The sequence below is a fragment of the Mycobacterium sp. 852002-50816_SCH5313054-b genome (genome assembly GCF_001667185.1).
Taxonomy (GTDB): domain Bacteria; phylum Actinomycetota; class Actinomycetes; order Mycobacteriales; family Mycobacteriaceae; genus Mycobacterium.
Window position 1 is genome coordinate 16,939 of the sequence record NZ_LZIC01000007.1, and the last position, 17,237, is coordinate 34,175.

General features: G+C 69.4%; 14 protein-coding genes. 10 read left to right on the forward strand and 4 right to left on the reverse strand.

Annotated features, from left to right (window positions below; genetic code table 11):
- The first annotated feature begins 4 nt into the window (after positions 1–4).
- The 10 genes from A5787_RS00875 (at position 5) to A5787_RS27945 (ending at position 11,358) form a co-directional block, all read left to right on the forward strand.
- Complete coding sequence (locus tag A5787_RS00875) at positions 5–1,543, forward strand: anthranilate synthase component I (RefSeq protein WP_066960236.1); 1,539 nt, start codon at positions 5–7, stop codon at positions 1,541–1,543.
- Entirely contained in the window at positions 1,536–2,213 is a 678-nt protein-coding gene (locus A5787_RS00880; protein WP_066960237.1) for a TIGR02234 family membrane protein, read from the forward strand. Before A5787_RS00875 ends, A5787_RS00880 begins: the two co-directional genes overlap by 8 nt.
- 99 nt (positions 2,214–2,312) lie before the next feature.
- Complete coding sequence (gene trpC / locus A5787_RS00885; RefSeq protein WP_066960242.1) at positions 2,313–3,131, forward strand: indole-3-glycerol phosphate synthase TrpC; 819 nt, start codon at positions 2,313–2,315, stop codon at positions 3,129–3,131.
- A gap of 35 nt (positions 3,132–3,166) precedes the next feature.
- Positions 3,167–4,438, forward strand: coding sequence for a tryptophan synthase subunit beta (gene trpB / locus A5787_RS00890; RefSeq protein WP_066960244.1), 1,272 nt, complete (start codon positions 3,167–3,169; stop codon positions 4,436–4,438).
- Positions 4,435–5,250 (forward strand): tryptophan synthase subunit alpha, encoded by an 816-nt coding sequence (trpA, locus tag A5787_RS00895; RefSeq protein WP_066960248.1) that lies wholly within the window; start codon positions 4,435–4,437, stop codon positions 5,248–5,250. The genes trpB and trpA overlap by 4 nt, the downstream gene beginning before the upstream one ends.
- Entirely contained in the window at positions 5,247–6,965 is a 1,719-nt protein-coding gene (locus A5787_RS00900; protein ID WP_066960251.1) for a prolipoprotein diacylglyceryl transferase, read from the forward strand. Before trpA ends, A5787_RS00900 begins: the two co-directional genes overlap by 4 nt.
- A 79-nt stretch (positions 6,966–7,044) precedes the next feature.
- Entirely contained in the window at positions 7,045–7,431 is a 387-nt protein-coding gene (locus tag A5787_RS00905) for a DUF2752 domain-containing protein (protein WP_066960255.1), read from the forward strand.
- A 63-nt stretch (positions 7,432–7,494) separates the two neighbouring features.
- Positions 7,495–8,913, forward strand: a complete 1,419-nt coding sequence (gene pyk, locus A5787_RS00910) for a pyruvate kinase (RefSeq protein WP_066960258.1) — start codon at positions 7,495–7,497, stop codon at positions 8,911–8,913.
- A 26-nt stretch (positions 8,914–8,939) separates the two neighbouring features.
- Positions 8,940–9,815 carry an acyl-CoA thioesterase II gene (locus A5787_RS00915; RefSeq protein ID WP_066960261.1) on the forward strand — a complete coding sequence of 292 codons (876 nt, stop codon included), beginning with the start codon at positions 8,940–8,942 and terminating at the stop codon, positions 9,813–9,815.
- A 148-nt stretch (positions 9,816–9,963) separates the two neighbouring features.
- Positions 9,964–11,358: a bifunctional lysylphosphatidylglycerol flippase/synthetase MprF gene (locus A5787_RS27945; RefSeq protein ID WP_066960316.1), complete on the forward strand. Its 1,395-nt coding sequence runs from the start codon at positions 9,964–9,966 to the stop codon at positions 11,356–11,358.
- On the opposite strand, the gene cydC is transcribed toward A5787_RS27945, so the two are convergent.
- The 4 genes from cydC to A5787_RS00940 are packed head-to-tail and all read right to left on the reverse strand — an operon-like array spanning position 11,333 to position 17,202.
- The gene (gene cydC / locus A5787_RS00925; protein ID WP_369829065.1) at positions 11,333–13,036 is read right to left on the reverse strand and encodes a thiol reductant ABC exporter subunit CydC; all 1,704 of its coding nucleotides are present in this window, start codon (positions 13,034–13,036) and stop codon (positions 11,333–11,335) included. The genes A5787_RS27945 and cydC overlap by 26 nt on opposite strands.
- Positions 13,023–14,636, reverse strand: coding sequence for a thiol reductant ABC exporter subunit CydD (gene cydD / locus A5787_RS00930; RefSeq protein ID WP_066960264.1), 1,614 nt, complete (start codon positions 14,634–14,636; stop codon positions 13,023–13,025). The genes cydC and cydD overlap by 14 nt, the downstream gene beginning before the upstream one ends.
- 47 nt (positions 14,637–14,683) lie before the next feature.
- Positions 14,684–15,724, reverse strand: a complete 1,041-nt coding sequence (gene cydB / locus A5787_RS00935) for a cytochrome d ubiquinol oxidase subunit II (RefSeq protein WP_066960267.1) — start codon at positions 15,722–15,724, stop codon at positions 14,684–14,686.
- 11 nt (positions 15,725–15,735) lie between these two features.
- Complete coding sequence (locus A5787_RS00940; RefSeq protein ID WP_066960269.1) at positions 15,736–17,202, reverse strand: cytochrome ubiquinol oxidase subunit I; 1,467 nt, start codon at positions 17,200–17,202, stop codon at positions 15,736–15,738.
- Positions 17,203–17,237: the final 35 nt, after the last annotated feature.

Here is a 17,237-nt window from a genome sequence, read left to right on the forward strand (position 1 = left end):
GTCGGTGCACGCCCACCTCGCCGCCACCACGTCACGGGAGGAGTTCCGCCATCTCGCGGCGGAGCACCGCGTCGTTCCGGTGACCCGCAAGGTCTTGGCCGACAGCGAAACTCCGCTCTCGGCCTACCGCAAACTCGCCGCGAACCGGCCCGGCACGTTCCTGCTCGAATCCGCCGAGAACGGCCGGTCCTGGTCGCGGTGGTCGTTCGTGGGCGCGGGAGCGCCGTCGGCGCTGACCGTGCGCGACGGCGAGGCGGTGTGGCTGGGCGCCGTGCCGCAGGACGCGCCGACGGGCGGGGACCCGCTGCGCGCGCTGCGCGACACCCTTGAGCTGCTGGCCACGGCCGCGATGCCGGGGCTGCCTCCGCTGTCGGGCGGCATGGTCGGATTCTTCGCCTACGACCTGGTGCGCCGCCTGGAGCGGCTGCCCGAGCTGGCCGTCGACGACCTGCGGTTGCCCGACATGGTGCTGCTGCTGGCCACCGACCTGGCGGCCGTCGACCACCACGAGGGCACCATCACGCTGATCGCCAACGCCGTGAACTGGAACGGCACCGACGAGCGGGTCGATGCGGCCTACGACGACGCGGTCGCCCGGCTCGACGTGATGACCAGCGCGTTGGGTCAGCCGCTGCCGTCGACGGTGGCCACGTTCGGCAAGCCGGAGCCCCGGTTCCGGGCGCAGCGCACCGTCGAGGAGTACGGCAAGATCGTCGACTACCTCGTCGAGCAGATCGCCGCCGGCGAGGCCTTTCAGGTGGTGCCCTCGCAGCGCTTCGAGATGGACACCCGCGTCGATCCCATCGACGTGTACCGGATGCTGCGGGCCACCAACCCCAGCCCGTACATGTATCTGCTGCACGTGCCCAATAGCGCTGGGGCAACGGACTTTTCGATCGTCGGATCCAGCCCGGAGGCGCTGGTCACCGTCGCCGACGGCTGGGCCAGGACGCATCCGATCGCCGGAACCCGCTGGCGTGGGCAGACCGACGAAGAGGATCAGCTGCTGGAAAAGGAACTGCTGGCCGACGACAAGGAGCGGGCCGAGCATCTGATGCTGGTGGACCTGGGCCGCAACGACCTCGGCCGCGTCTGCACGCCGGGCACCGTGCGCGTCGACGACTACAGCCACATCGAACGCTATAGCCACGTCATGCACCTGGTGTCGACCGTGACCGGGAAGCTCGGCGAGGGCCGGTCCGCGCTGGACGCGGTGACGGCCTGCTTCCCGGCCGGCACGCTGTCGGGTGCGCCCAAGGTGCGGGCCATGGAGCTGATCGAAGAGGTGGAGAAGACGCGCCGTGGCCTCTACGGCGGCGTGGTCGGCTACCTCGACTTCGCCGGCAACGCCGACTTCGCGATCGCCATCCGCACCGCGCTGATGCGCGACGGCACCGCCTTCGTGCAGGCCGGCGGTGGCGTGGTGGCCGATTCCAACGGCCCCTACGAATACACGGAGGCCTCGAACAAGGCGCGGGCGGTGCTCAACGCGATCGCGGCCGCCGAGACGCTGACGGCGCCGCCACCGGGCCGCAATGGCTGATGCGCGTCCGGCCCGAGCCGGACGGATCACGATCGTCGTCGCCCAGCTGCTGCTGATGGCGGCCGCGGCGGCGCTGTGGGCGGCGTCGCGGCTGCCGTGGGTGGTAGTCCGCTCGTTCGACGGGCTGGGCCAGCCGAAGCAGGTGACGCTGTCGGGCGCGACGTGGTCGTCGGCGCTGCTGCCGTTGGCGCTGCTCCTGCTGGCCACCGCCGTGGCGGCACTCGCCGTGCGCGGCTGGCCGCTGCGGGTGCTGGCGGGGCTGCTGGCCGTGGTCAGCCTCGCGGTCGGCTATCTCGGGGTCAGCTTGTGGGCGATTCCCGACGTGGGAGTGCGCGGCGCCGACCTGGCGCGTATCCCGGTGATGTTCCTGGTGGGAAGCGAGCGGCGGTACTGGGGGGCCGGGATCGCGGTCGCCGCCGCGGTGTGCACGCTGGCCGCGGCCGTCCTGTTGATGCGGTCGGCTTCGACGGCCCGCGGAAGCGCAACAAAATACGCCGCGCCCGCGACCCGCCGATCGAATACGCGACGCGAAGACGCCGGCGGGGCGATGCTGGAGGGCAGCGAAAAGCCGGAGGTGTCAGATATGTCGGAGCGGATGATCTGGGATGCGCTTGACGAGGGACGTGACCCGACCGATCGGGCCCGCGAGTCCGACACCGAGGGTCGGTGACGGGCCGTGCAGTGAAGGTCGCTACCCTTCATTCACGTCATCGAAATCGGCTAAGTAATCGTGGCGACAGCGTGATGGCAGTGGAAGGGAACGACAGGCATGAGTCCGGCATCCGTGCTTGACTCCATCCTCGAGGGAGTCCGGGCCGACGTTGCCGCGCGCGAAGCCGTTGTCAGCCTGACCGAAATCAAGGCGGCCGCCGCGGCGGCGCCACCACCGCTGGACGTGATGGCCGCCTTGCGCGAGCCGGGTATCGGCGTCATCGCGGAGGTGAAGCGCGCCAGCCCGTCGGCGGGTTCGCTAGCGCCCATTGCCGATCCGGCGAAGCTGGCCCAGGCCTACGAGGACGGCGGCGCCCGGATCATCAGCGTGCTGACCGAGGAGCGGCGTTTCCGCGGCTCGCTGGACGACCTTGACGTGGTGCGCGCCGCGGTGTCAATCCCGGTGCTGCGCAAAGACTTTGTGGTGCAGCCCTACCAGATCCACGAGGCGCGCGCGCACGGCGCCGACATGCTGTTGCTGATCGTCGCCGCGCTGGAACAGTCGGCGTTGGTGTCGATGCTGGACCGCACCGAATCGCTCGGCATGACCGCCTTGGTCGAAGTGCACACCGAGGAAGAGGCCGACCGGGCGCTGAAGGCGGGTGCCAACGTGATCGGTGTCAACGCCCGCGACCTCGCGACGCTGGAAGTGGACCGCGATTGCTTCGCCCGCATCGCGCCGGGACTGCCCAGCAACGTGATCCGGATCGCCGAATCCGGTGTGCGCGGCACCGGGGACCTGCTGGCCTACGCCGGCGCCGGCGCCGACGCGGTTCTGGTCGGCGAGGGTCTGGTCAAAAGCGGCGACCCGCGCGCGGCGGTCGCCGACCTGGTCACCGCGGGCACCCATCCGTCCTGCCCCAAACCGTCGCGCTAGCCGCCGATGAGCTGTCCCCGCGCCGAGAATTGGTGATGGTAGATCAGTCCCGCCCGGAGCTTCCGCTTTCGAGTGCGGCCATCGCCGAACCCACCCGCCACGACCCCGATCCGGGTGGTCATTTCGGCGGCGCCGGTGGTTATGGCGGCCGCTACGTCGCCGAGGCGCTGATGGCGGTGATCGAAGAGGTCACCGCCGCCTACGAGAAGGAACGCGTCAACCCCGACTTCCTCGACACCCTCGACGAGTTGCAGGCCAACTACACCGGTCGGCCGTCGCCGCTGTACGAGGCCACCCGCCTGTCCGAGCACGCCGGCTCGGCGCGGCTGTTCCTCAAGCGAGAAGACTTGAACCACACCGGTTCTCACAAGATCAACAACGTGCTCGGCCAGGCGCTGCTGGCCAAGCGGATGGGCAAGAACCGGGTGATCGCCGAGACCGGGGCCGGGCAGCACGGCGTGGCCACGGCCACCGCGTGCGCGTTGCTCGGACTCGATTGCGTGGTCTACATGGGCGCCGTCGACACCGCCCGGCAGGCGCTCAACGTGGCCCGGATGCGGCTGCTGGGCGCCGAGGTCGTCTCGGTGGAATCCGGTTCCCGCACGCTCAAGGACGCCATCAACGAGGCGTTCCGCGACTGGGTCACCAACGCCGACAACACGTACTACTGCTTCGGCACCGCGGCCGGACCGCATCCGTTCCCCACCATGGTCCGCGACTTCCAGCGCGTCATCGGCCTGGAGACGCGCGTGCAGATCCAGGTGCAGGCGGGCCGGCTACCCGATGCGGTCACCGCCTGCATCGGCGGGGGATCCAACGCGATCGGGATCTTTCACGCCTTCATCGACGATCCCGGCGTGCGGCTAATCGGATTCGAGGCGGCCGGCGACGGCGTCGAGACGGGCAGGCATGCGGCGACATTCAGCGGCGGTTCGCCCGGGGCGTTCCAGGGATCGTTCTCCTACCTGCTGCAGGACGAGGACGGCCAGACGATCGAATCCCATTCGATCTCAGCGGGTCTGGACTATCCCGGCGTGGGCCCCGAACACGCCTGGCTCAGGGAAACTGGACGCGCCGAGTACCGGCCCATCACCGACGCCGAGGCGATGGACGCCTTCGGCCTGCTGTGCCGCACCGAAGGCATCATCCCGGCCATCGAATCGGCGCACGCGGTGGCCGGGGCGCTGCGGCTCGGCGCTGAATTGGGCAGCGGCGCGATCATCGTGGTCAACCTGTCGGGCCGCGGCGACAAGGACGTCGCGACGGCCGCGAAGTGGTTCGGCATTTTGGGGCCAGACGAGCAATGACTGTGCAACAGAGCCAGGCGAGCCGGCTGGGCCCGGCTTTCGAGTCCTGCCGCGGGGACAACCGCGCGGCGCTGATCGGTTACCTGCCGACGGGCTACCCCGATGTGGCCACCTCGATCGGCGCGATGGTTGCCCTCGTCGAATCCGGTTGCGACATCATCGAAGTCGGCGTGCCGTACTCGGATCCGGGCATGGACGGCCCGACGATCGCTCGGGCGACCGAGGCCGCGCTGCACGGGGGCGTGCGGGTCCGGGACACCCTGGCCGCGGTCGACGCGATCAGCGCGGCCGGCGGCCGTGCGGTCGTCATGACGTACTGGAATCCGGTGCTGCGCTACGGCGTTGACGCGTTCGCTCGGGATCTGGCGGCGGCCGGCGGGCACGGCCTGATCACCCCCGACCTCATCCCCGACGAAGCCGGGCAGTGGCTGGCCGCCTCCGACGCGCATCGGCTGGATCGCATCTTCCTGGTCGCGCCCTCCTCGACGCCGGAGCGGCTGGCGACCACGGTCGAGGCATCGCGCGGCTTCGTCTACGCGGCCTCGACGATGGGGGTCACCGGGGCGCGGGACGCGGTGTCGCACGCCGCGCCCGAGCTGGTGCGCCGGGTCAGGGAGGTGTCCGACATCCCCGTCGGCGTCGGCCTGGGGGTGCGGTCGCGGGAGCAGGCGGCGCAGATCGGCGGCTACGCCGACGGTGTCATCGTCGGGTCCGCGCTGGTGTCGGCGTTGGGCGACGGCGGCCTACCCGCGCTGCGCGCGCTGACCGAGGAGCTGGCCACCGGCGTGCGGCAACGGGCGGGCGCCCCGTGACGCACCTGCTGGCGTATTTCCCCAGCCCGGCGCGGGGTGTGTGGCACCTCGGGCCGCTGCCCATTCGCGCCTACGCGCTGTTCATCATCACCGGCATCGTGGTCGCGCTGATGATCGGCGACCGGCGCTGGGAGGCCCGCGGGGGCCAGCGCGGCGTCATCTACGACATTGCGCTGTGGGCGGTGCCGTTCGGGTTGCTCGGCGGCCGGCTGTATCACCTCGCCACCGACTGGCGGACCTATTGGGGCCCGGGCGGCGCCGGGTTCGGCGCGGCGCTGCGAATCTGGGACGGCGGCCTGGGCATCTGGGGCGCGGTCGCGCTCGGCGGCGTCGGCGCGTGGATCGCCTGCCGGCGTCGCGGAATTCCGGTGCCCGCCTTCGGCGACGCCATCGCACCGGGAATCATCCTGGCGCAGGCCATCGGTCGGCTCGGCAACTACTTCAACCAAGAGCTCTACGGCCGGGAAACCACCGTGCCGTGGGGTTTGCAGATCTTCTACCGGCGAGACCCGTCCGGTTACGTCGACCCGCATTCGCTCGACGGCGTCTCGACCGGGCAGGTCGCGTTCGTGGTGCACCCGACGTTCCTGTACGAATTGATCTGGAACGTGGTGCTTTTCGCCGTCTTGATCTACGTGGACCGGCGGTTCAATTTCGGTCACGGGCGGCTGTTTGCGCTGTATGTCGCCGGCTACTGTGTCGGGCGCTTCGGCGTCGAGCTGATGCGGAACGACACGGCCACGCTCATCGCCGGGATCCGGATCAACGTCTTCACATCGACTTTCGTGTTCATCGGGGCCGTGGTGTACATCATCCTGGCGCCCAAGGGCCGCGAAGACCCCGCGAGCCTGCACACCGACTATCCAGTGCCCGACGATGCGCCGGCGCCCAAGCCGCAAACCGAGCCGGAACCCGAGCCGATAACCGGCGCTTCCGTCGTGGCGGCGGCCGCGGTCGCCGGCGCCTTGGCGGCGGGGAAGAGGGCGAAAAGGCTGATTCCGGGCAGGCGGTCGAAACCGGTGCAGCCCGTCGAGGCGGAAGCCGAGGCCGAGACCGTGAAAGCCGAGGCCGAAGTCCCGGAGACGGTGACCGCAGAGCCCGAAACGGTAGCGGCTATGTCGGCGGAACCGGTAGCCGCCCAGGCCGAAACCGAAGACGCCGAGGCCGCCGAGGCCGAAACCGACGTAGCCCAGGGCGCGGAACCCGAATCCGAAGAGCAAGAGGCCGAAGCGGAAGAGACCGAGGCTGAGGAGCCGGAAGCGAAAGACGCCGAGGCCGCCGAGGCCGAAACCGAAGTAGCCCAGGGCGCGGAACCCGAATCCGAAGAGCAAGAGGCCGAAGCGGAAGAGACCGAGGCTGAGGAGCCGCAAGCCGAAGAGACCGAGACGGAAGAACCGGAGGCCGACGAGGCCGAGGCGGCGGAACCCGAGGTCGCGGCGGCCGAGGCCGCCGTGGCGGAGGCGGAGGAAAGCGAGCCCGCGGAGCCGGAGGCCGCGGAGTCCGCAGCGGCCGCCGAGGCGGAGGCCGTCGCGACGGAGGCCGAGGAGGCCGAGGTTGCCGAACCCGAAGCCGAAGACCTTGAAGCCGAGCCCGAGCCCGCCGAGCCCAAAGACGAAGAGCCCGAGGCAGACTCGGAACCCGAGCGGGACGCCGAAGCCGGCAAGCCACCACAGAGGCGATTGAGCTTCCGACTGCGAAACCGACGGGACCGCTAGCGGCGAACGTCGGGTTGTGGCGCGAAATACGCGGCTTTCGCCGCAACGAGTCGACGTTCGGCGCACTAAGGTTGAGAACGTGAACCGGACGTACGCCGCGGCGGGCACCGGCGCGCTGCTGGCCGGCGCCGTCGGTTACGTCGCGCTGGTCGATCCGCACAACACGCATTCGGTCTATCCGCTCTGCCCGTTCAAGTGGCTCACCGGCTGGAATTGCCCCCTGTGCGGTGGCCTTCGCATGACGCATGACCTGCTGCACGGTGACCTGATGTCCACCATCAACGACAACGTGTTCCTCCTGTTTGCTATCCCGGCGCTCGCCGGTTGGATTCTGCTGCGCCGCCGGCGCGGCCAGTCGGTGCTGTCGACGCCGGCGGTGGCGACGGTCACAGCCGTGGCGATCGCGTGGACGGTGCTGCGCAACCTGCCGGGTTTCCCCCTGGTTCCGACCGTCCTCAGCGGGTAGCCGCGCTGCGTCCTATCGGTTAACTCGGGCTGCCCCCGCCGCGCACGACTATGCTGGTTCGCCGTGAGTAGACGCGGAAAGATCGTCTGCACTTTGGGCCCGGCAACAAACTCCGACGAACTGATTCTGGCGCTGGTAGAGGCCGGAATGGACGTCGCCCGGTTGAACTTCAGCCATGGCGACTACGCCGACCACAAGGCCGCCTACGAGCGGGTAAGGGCCGCTTCCGACACCACAGGCCGCGCGGTCGGTGTCCTCGCCGACCTGCAGGGCCCGAAGATCCGGCTGGGGCGATTCGCCACGGGGTCCACGTATTGGGCCGACGGCGAAACCGTGTGCATCACCGTCGCGGACTGCGAAGGCACCCACGACCGGGTGTCGACCACCTACAAGAGGCTGTCGACGGACGCCGTGGTCGGTGACCGGGTGCTGGTCGACGACGGCAACATCGGACTGGTCGTTTCAGGGATCGACGGCGACGACGTGATCTGCACCGTCACCGAAGGCGGTCCGGTCAGCAACAACAAGGGTATGTCGCTGCCGGGGATGAATGTGACCGCTCCGGCCTTGTCGGAGAAGGACATCGAGGATCTCGCGTTCGCGTTGGATCTCGGTGTCGACCTGGTCGCGTTGTCCTTCGTGCGCTCGCCGTCCGACGTCGAGCTGGTGCACGAGGTGATGGACCGGGTCGGGCGGCGGGTACCGGTGATCGCCAAACTGGAAAAGCCCGAAGCCGTCGACAACCTGGAAGCCATCGTCCTGGCGTTCGACGCCATCATGGTGGCCCGCGGCGACTTGGGCGTCGAGCTGCCGCTCGAAGAGGTTCCGCTGGTGCAGAAGCGGGCCATCCAAATCGCCAGGGAGAACGCGAAACCCGTCATCGTGGCGACCCAGATGCTCGACTCGATGATCGAGAATTCGCGGCCCACGCGAGCCGAGGCCTCCGACGTCGCCAATGCCGTGCTCGACGGCGCCGACGCGTTGATGCTGTCGGGGGAGACGTCGGTGGGCAAGTACCCGATGGCGGCGGTCCGGACGATGTCGCGCATTGTGTGCGCGGTCGAGGAGAACTCCACGGCCGCGCCGCCGTTGACGCATGTGCCGCGCACCAAACGAGGCGTGATCTCCTACGCCGCCCGCGACATCGGCGAGCGGCTCGACGCGAAAGCCTTGGTCGCCTTCACCCAATCGGGTGACACCGTCAAGCGGCTGGCGCGCCTGCACACCCCGCTGCCGCTGCTCGCCTTCACCGCGTGGCCCGAGGTGCGCAGCCAGCTCGCCATGACCTGGGGCACCGAGACCTTTATCGTCCCGATGATGACATCGACCGACGGCATGATCCGCCAGGTTGACAAGTCGCTGCTCGAGCTCGGTCGCTACAAGCGCGGCGATCTGGTGGTGATCGTCGCCGGCGCGCCACCCGGCACAGTAGGGTCGACAAATCTGATCCACGTGCACCGGATCGGGGAGGACGACGTCTAGCGCAAAGACCCAGAGGAGAGGCCGCGATCAGCACCAATTCTGATTTCGAGGAACTGCTGGCGATACTCGACCTCCACCGGGTCGCTGAGGACCGGTTCGTCGGATCCCATCCCACCAAGAACCCGATGCGTACCTTCGGCGGGCAGCTCATGGCGCAGTCGTTCGTCGCCAGCAGCCGCACGCTGACCCAGGATGGCCTGCCGCCCAGCGCGCTGTCCGTGCACTTCATCAACGGCGGAGACACCGCCAAGGACATCGAATTCCACGTGACGCGGCTGCGCGACGAGCGGCGCTTCGCCAACCGGCGCGTCGACGCGGTACAGGACGGCATCGTGTTGTCCTCGGCGCTGATCTCGTACATGTCGGGCGGCCCCGGCCTCGAGCACGCCGTCGACCCGCCGCAGGTGGCGCAGCCCCATACGCAACCGTCGCTCGGCGAGCTACTGCGTGGCTACGAAAAGGTCGTCCCGCACTTCGTCAACGCCCTGCAGCCGATCGAATGGCGCTTCACCAACGATCCCTCCTGGGTCATGCGCGACAAGGGCGAGCGGCTGCCGCACAACAGGGTCTGGATGAAGGCAATGGGTGCGCTGCCCGAGGACCCGGTGCTGCACACCGCGACCATGCTGTTCTCCTCGGACACCACGGTGCTGGACTCGGTCATCACCACCCACGGGCTGTCGTGGGGGTTCGACCGGATCTTCGCCGCGTCCGCCAACCACTCGGTGTGGTTTCACCGGCAGGTCAACTTCAACGACTGGGTGCTGTACTCCACGACGTCGCCGGTGGCCGCGGATTCGCGCGGGCTGGGCACCGGGCACTTTTTCGACCCGGCCGGCCAAGCGATCGCCACGGTGGCGCAGGAGGGCCTGCTGTTATATTTCCCGCCCTCCCAGCGATAGACAGGTCACAGTACGGCATACCCGCAGGAAGACCGCCTGATTTGGGCCCACCGCGGCCGCAATCGGGCGTAAGTTCGAATCAGCCGGGTATTCGGTGCGAATGGCGGGAACAAACTGCCGACGTGAGTAATCGCATCGGGAGGTGAAGGTGAACGGACCGGTCGACGTCGCAGCGAAGCCCCGCGCCCGAGAACGCGTTGTCGTCCATGTCGATTCACGAGCAGCCCGCTGGGTCGGGGCGTTGGCCCTGCTCTGTGCGGCGGGCTGGCTGGTTGTCATTCTCGCCCGACACCACCAGCAGCCGGATTGGCACTACAGCGACCGGCTGGGCTGGTCGCTGACGGTGCTGGGCGCGGTGGCGTTCATCGCCCGCGGCATCTTCCTCGGCCGCCCGGTGACGACGCTGCACGCCACCGCCGCCGCGCTTTTCGTCCTGGCGGGCCTGGGCGCGCACGTGTTGTCCTTCGACCTGCTGGGCGACGTGCTGATCGTCGGGTCCGGGATCGTGTTGATGTGGCCGACGTCGGCGCATCCGCGAGCCGCTGACCTGCCCCGGGTGTGGTCGTTGATCGATGTCACCGCCGACGATCCGCTGGCGCCCTTCGCCATGCAGACGGGCAAGTGCTACCACTTCACCGCCGACGGGACCGCCGCGCTGGCGTATCGGACCCGGCTGGGATACGCCGCGGTCGGCGGCGACCCCATCGGTGACGAAGCGAAATTCCCCGAGTTGGTCGCGGACTTCGCCGCCATGTGTCACACCCGCGGCTGGCGGATCGCGGTGGTGGGCTGCAGCGAGCGCCGACTCGAGTTGTGGCGCGACCCCGCCGTCATCGGGCAATCACTGCGCGCCATACCGATCGGCCGCGACGTGGTCGTCGACGTTGCCGATTTCGAGATGGTGGGCCGCAAGTTCCGCAACCTGCGTCAGGCCGTGCAGCGCACGCACAACTTCGGCATCACCACCGAAATCGTGGACGAGCAGCAACTCGACGACAAGCTGCTCGCGGAGCTGACCGACGTGGTGCGTGCTTCCCCCAGCGGCGCCCACCACGATCGCGGCTTCTACATGAACCTCGACGGTGTGTTGGAGGGCCGCTTCCCCGGAATCAAGCTCATCATCGCCCGGGACGCCGAGGGGCGCGTGCAGGGCTTCCACCGCTACGCGACCGCCGGCGGTGGCAGCGATGTCAGCCTCGACGTCCCGTGGCGTCGCCGCGGATCGCCGAACGGCATCGACGAGCGGCTCAGCGTCGACATGATCATGGCCGCCAAAGACGCTGGCGCGCAGCGGTTATCGCTGTCGTTCGCAGCGTTTCCCGAGATCTTCGAGGACAAGGATCGCGGTCGGGTCCAGCGCGTCTTTTACCGGTTGATCCACATTCTCGACCCGCTGATCGCGCTGGAATCGTTGTTCCGGTACGTGCGCAAGTTCCACGCCATGCACGCCCGGCGCTACGCGGTGATCTCGATGACCCAGCTGCTCCCCCTGGTGGTGGTGTTGCTGACGCTGGAGTTCACGCCGCGTCGTCGTCACCTGTGAGCCGCAGTTCGCGACAGCCAATCCCGTTGGGCAAGTGGTGAGTTGCCACCACGACGGTTCGCTCCGCCGGCATCAGAGTGGATTTCGGACCCAGCAGTTCGCGCAGGATCCGCTCGGCGTCGACCGCGTCGAGGTGCTCGGTTGGCTCGTCGAGCAGCACGATGCGGGCCGGCGCAAGCGCGGCGCGGGCCAGCAGCAGGCGCCTGCGCTGGCCCGCCGAGAGCGCCTGGGCGCCACCGGTCAGCACGGTCGACAGCCCTTCGGACAGGCCGGCGAGCCACCCGCCGAGGCCGACCGCGTCGAGCGCCGCCGTCAGCTCGTCGTCGTTGCAGTCGCCGCGGGCCACCAGCAGGTTGTCCCGGACGGTGGTGGCGAACACGTGCGCGTCCTCGGCGAAAAAGCTGACGGCCCTGTGTAGTTCGTCTTCGTCGAAGCGGCTGACGTCGGTTCCGTCCAGCGTCACGCGCCCGTCGAGCGGGGGGATCAGCCCGGCGAGCGTCATCAGCAGCGTGGTCTTGCCCGAACCGCTGGCGCCGGTGATGGCCAGCCGCGCGCCCGGCGGCAGGTCGAGCCGCACCGGGACCGCTCGCGACGCGCCGTCGTGGCCGGAGCGGACGTCGGCGGAAAGCGTGCCGCGAGCGGGCACCGCCTCGCCGGGCCCGGCCGGGCGCTCGGGGGGAGCCAGCTCCAGCAGGCGCCGCGCGGCGATCCGCGACCGCGTCAGCTGGACCGCGGCGGCGGGCAGCGGCGTCGTCGCCTCGAACGCGGACAGCGGCAACAACATCAGCACGGCCAGGGTGGTGGGCGCGACCGTGTGCGCCAGCGCGATGCCGGCCACCACCGCGCCCAACATGCTGGCCCCGATCGCCGCGGTGGGCATCGCCTCGGCGATGGCGGCCGGTCGCGCCGCGGCGTCGAGGGCGCCGGCCCAGTCGCGTTGGCGGCGCTGCGCATCGGCGATGACGTCGGACAAGGCGCCGGCGACGCGCAGCTCCGGGGCGTGCTCGAGGGCGATCATCGCCGATATGTCGCGATCCGAATGGTGTTGGCGGGCAAGCTCTTCCTGCGCCGCGGCGGCCCGACCGGCCAGCCGCGGCGCAACGAAGCCGGCGACGAGCAGGCACACCGCCAGCACCGCCGCGGCGGGCGCCGAAATGACCGCGATCACCGCGGTCGCCGCCAAGCCGAGCACCACCGCGACGGCGATCGGCACCACGGCGCGCACCAGGACGTTGGCCAGCTCGTCGACGTCGGCGCCCACCCGGGCCACCAGCTCGCCGCTGTGCAGCCGGACGGCGGACGCCGCGGGTCCGCGGGCGAGCCGGCGATAGACCTGCGCTCGGGCCGTGCCGGCCGCGCGCAGCGCGGTGTCGTGGGTGGCCAGCCGCTCGCAGTAGTGCAGCACGCCCCGCGAAATCGCGAACGTGCGCACCGCGACGACGGCGATGGACAGATCCAGCACGGGCGGCATCTGCCAGGCCCGCGTGATCAGCCACGCCGAAAACCCGGCCAGGGCAAGGGCGCTGCCCAGCGACAGCACGCCGAGCGCGATGGCCGCCAACATCCGCGGGACCCGCGGGCGCAGCAGCATGAACGCGTCCAACAGCGCTGTCTGGCGGCGACCCGCATCGCCCGGCCTCGCCGCGCTCGCGATCGCCGCGGGATCAGACCGCGGCATGATCGACCCCGGCCTCCGCGGCCACCCGGACCACCCGGTCACCGATCGCGACGACGGGCTCGCGATGGCCGACGACAACCACCGTCGCGCCGGCGCGCGCCCGCTCGACGATGGCCCGCAGGACCCGCTGCTCGGTGCGCGCGTCCAGGTGCGCGGTGGGCTCGTCGAGGAGCAGCACCGGGGCCGCCGACCCCAGCGCCCGCGCGAGGCCGAGCCGCTGCCGCTGTCCCAGCGACAGCCCGACGCCCCCGCGCCCGAGGAGGGTGTTCATCCCGTCGGGCAGTTCGGCCAGTACTGCGTCGAAACCGGATGCGGCACAGCCCCCCTCGAGGTCGGTCACCGGTCCCAGTAGGAGCAGGTTGTCGCGCACGGTGCCGGGGACCAGCACCGGGCGCTGCGGCAGCCAGGACAGCTGCCGCCACCATGCGGCCGGGTCCAGGTCGGTGACGTCGGCTCCGGCCACGGTGACCCGGCCCGCGGACGGCACGGTGATCCCGGCGATCGCCTGCAGCGCGGTGCTCTTGCCGGCGCCGTTGGGCCCGGTCAGCACCGTCACCCGGCCGGGTTCGATGACCGCGGTCAGATCGCGCGGCGCGTTGCCGTCCCGGCCCGCCACGCTGAGGTTTTCCACGCCGATCTCGCCGCCGCGCGCGCTCACCGTCCCGCTACGCGCTGTGGGGCCGGCCGGCTCGCCGATGAGGGCGAACGCCTTGTCGGCGGCGGTCCTACCGTCCTGCGCGGCATGGAATTCCACGCCGATGCGGCGCAGTGGCCAGTAGACGTCGGGCGCCAGCAGCAGCACCGTCAGCCCGGTGGTCAGGGTCATCTCGCCGAAGACCAGGCGCAGGCCGATACCGACCGCGATCAGCGCGACGCCCAGGGTGGCCAGCAATTCGAGCACCAGCGCGGACAGGAAGGCGATCCGCAGCGTCGCCATCGTCGAGCGCCGATGGGCGGCTGCCAGTTCGGCGATCCGCTGTTCGGGGCCCCGGCCGCGTCCCAGCGCCCGCAGCGTCGGGATGCCGGCGATCAGGTCCAGCAATCGGGCCTGCAGGGTCGTCATGGCCGCCAGCGCCGCCGCCGAGCGGTCGGCGGTTGCGATGCCGATCAAGACCATGAAGATCGGGATCAGGGGCAGCGTGATCGCCACGATCACCGCCGATTTCAGGTCATAGGCGGCGATCACGGCGACGGTCGCGGGGGTCAGGATCGCGGCGAGCAGCAGGGTCGGCAGGTAGCCCGCGAAGTACGGGCGCAACCCGTCGAGCCCGCGGGTGACCACGACCGCGGCGGCGTCGCGTTGGGCGGCGAGTTCGCGTGGCTGGCGCGCGGTCACCGCCGCGAGCACCTGGCCGTTGAGGTCGGCGATGACCGCGCTCGAGCCCCGCTGACCCAGGCGGGCCTGCAGCCACTGCGTCACCGTGCGAAACACCCACAGCGCCAACAGGATCGACAGCGGCGCCAGCCAGGAACGCAGGCCGCGCGCGGCGGGATCGCCGACGATGCGCGCGACGGTGCTCGCCAGCACGATCGCCGAACCGATCGCGCAGCCCGAGATCACGACTCCGCAGGCCACGCTGGCGAGCAGGTAGCGCCGCAACGCGGTCGATGCCCGCCACAGCCGCGGGTCCAGCGGTGCCCGGCTGCTCAGGACGGACGCCTCGCCAGGCCGATGGACGGCGGTATCCGGTCGGACGAGATCCGTTGCCGGAACACCCAATACGTCCACGCCTGGTAGACGACCGTCAGCGGCGCCATGATCGCGGTCACCCACGTCATGATCTTGAGGGTGTAGGGGGTCGACGAGGCGTTGTAGATCGTCACGTTCCATTGGCTGTTCAGCGTCGAGGGCACCAGGTTCGGATACAGCGAGCCGAACAGCAGGATGACGACGGCGGCGACCACCAGCGCCGTGCAGGCGAACGCCCACCCGTCCGAAGCGCGCCGCCACACCAACAACACGGCGGCCAGCTGCGCGACGACAGCAACCCCCAGCACCAGCCACGTCCAGCCCTTGCCGTGGGCCAGCTGCGTCCAAAGCCCAAACGCCGCAACCAGTCCGGTCACCGGAAGCGACAGCCGCACCGCGAATCGGTGCGCCTCGTCGCGGATCGTGCCCGAGGTCTTCAAGGCGACGAACACCGCGCCGTAGAGCAGGAACAGTCCCGCGGTGGCCAGGCCGCCCAGCAGCGTGTAGGCGTTGAGCACGTCGGTGATCGACAGGTGGATGTGACCGGCGGCGTCCACCGGCAGCCCGCGGACCAGGATGGCGAACGCCACGCCCCACAACACCGCGGGCAGCCAAGACCCGGCGGCGATCCCGAAATCGGCCCAGCCGCGCCATTTCGTGTCGTCGACCTTGCCGCGCCACTCGATGGCCACCGCGCGCAGGATCATGCCGAACAGGATCGCCAGCAGGGGGAGATACAGCGTCGAGAACACCGTGGCGTACCAGCCGGGAAACGCGGCGAACATCGCCGCGCCGGCGGTGATCAGCCAGACCTCGTTGCCGTCCCACACCGGGCCGATGGTGTTGAGCACCGTGCGCCGTTGCAGTTCCGGCTCGCCGATGCCGGCCCGGGCGAACGGCTCCATCAACATGCCGACGCCGAAGTCGAAACCCTCCAGGATGAAGAAACCGAGGAACAGCAATCCGATGATGCCGAACCACAACTGTTGCAATGCCACCGGTCAGCTCCTTAATACGCGAACGAAAGCGGGGCCACCTCGTCGTCGCTGGGTGCGCGAGGCGGTGCCGGTTCCGCGTCGTGTTCCTGCGGGCCTTCGACGATGTAGCGCTTGAGCAGCCAGAACCAGATGACCGCCAGCACCGCGTAGACGAGGGTGAAGGTCACCAGGGAGGTGACGACCATGCCGGGGGCGAGGTGGGAGACGGCCTCGTGAACGGTGAACCGAACCTGCTGATCGCCGGTCGGGTTCGGGACGACAATCCATGGCTGGCGGCCCATTTCGGTGAACACCCACCCGGAGATGTTGGCCAGGAACGGTGTGGGAATGGTGAGCAGCGCCGCCCAGGAGAACCAGCGCTGGTTCGGCGCCCGGCCACCCCGGGTGAACCACAACGTCGCCAGCGCGAACAACAGCGGAACGGCGAGGAACCCGATCATCGCGCGGAACGACCAGTAGGTGACGAACAGGTTGGGACGGTAGTCGTTGGGCCCGAATCGGTGCTCGAAGTCCTGCTGGATGTTGCGCACCCCCTGCAGCGTGACGCCTCCGGTCTTGCCCTCGGCCAGGAACGGCAGCACGTAGGGCACCTCGATCACGCGGGTGATGCTGTCGCAGTTGTTGTGCGTGCCGACGGTCAGGATGGAGAAGTTGGGATCGGTTTCGGTGCTGCACAACGATTCCGCCGACGCCATCTTCATCGGCTGCTGAACGAACATCAGCTTGCCCTGGCGGTCGCCGGTGAAGAACAGGCCGACGGCGGCGAGCAGCACCACCCAACAGCCCAGGATGGCTGCGGGGCGAAACACGGTGCGGGCGTCCGCTTCGGGAACGGCGGACGCGGGTTTTCCCGAGCGGATCAGCCACCACGCGCTGACGGCGGCGACGAACGTCCCGGCGGTCAGCAGCGCCCCGGTGACGGTGTGCGTAAACGCCGCGCGCGCAGTGTTATTGCTCAGCAACGCGGAGATGCTATCCAGCTCGGCACGGTGCGTCGCCGGGTTGTAGTGCGCGCCGACCGGGTGCTGCATGAACGAGTTCGCCACGATGATGAAGAACGCGGACACGTTCACGCCGATCGCGACGATCCAGATGCAGGCCAGGTGCACCAGCCGCGGCAGCCGGTTCCAGCCGAAGATCCACAGGCCGATGAAGGTGGATTCGAAGAAGAAGGCGAACAGGCCTTCCATGGCCAGCGGGGCGCCGAAGATGTCGCCGACGAACCGGGAGTACTCGCTCCAGTTCATCCCGAACTGAAATTCCTGAACGATTCCCGTGGCCACGCCGATGGCGAAGTTGATCAGGAACAACTTGCCGAAGAACTTGGTGAGGCGATACCACGCCGCATTGCCCGTGGCCACCCACACCGTCTGCATGATGGCGAGCAGGGGAGCCAGCCCGATGGTGAGCGGCACGAAAATGAAGTGGTAGACGGTCGTGATACCGAACTGCCACCGCGAAATGTCGACGACATTCATTGTCATCTCCCCTGAGACTACGGCTCGCTACGACA

Excerpts from the sequence above, each read along its gene's own strand:
- trpB (WP_066960244.1), top strand. The coding sequence starts at position 3,167 with ATGGTAGATCAGTCCCGCCCGGAGCTTCCGCTTTCGAGTGCGGCCATC.
- A5787_RS00880 (WP_066960237.1), top strand. The coding sequence starts at position 1,536 with ATGGCTGATGCGCGTCCGGCCCGAGCCGGACGGATCACGATCGTCGTC.
- trpC (WP_066960242.1), top strand. The coding sequence starts at position 2,313 with ATGAGTCCGGCATCCGTGCTTGACTCCATCCTCGAGGGAGTCCGGGCC.
- trpA (WP_066960248.1), top strand. The coding sequence starts at position 4,435 with ATGACTGTGCAACAGAGCCAGGCGAGCCGGCTGGGCCCGGCTTTCGAG.
- cydC (WP_369829065.1), bottom strand. The coding sequence starts at position 13,036 with ATGCCGCGGTCTGATCCCGCGGCGATCGCGAGCGCGGCGAGGCCGGGC.
- A5787_RS00940 (WP_066960269.1), bottom strand. The coding sequence starts at position 17,202 with ATGAATGTCGTCGACATTTCGCGGTGGCAGTTCGGTATCACGACCGTC.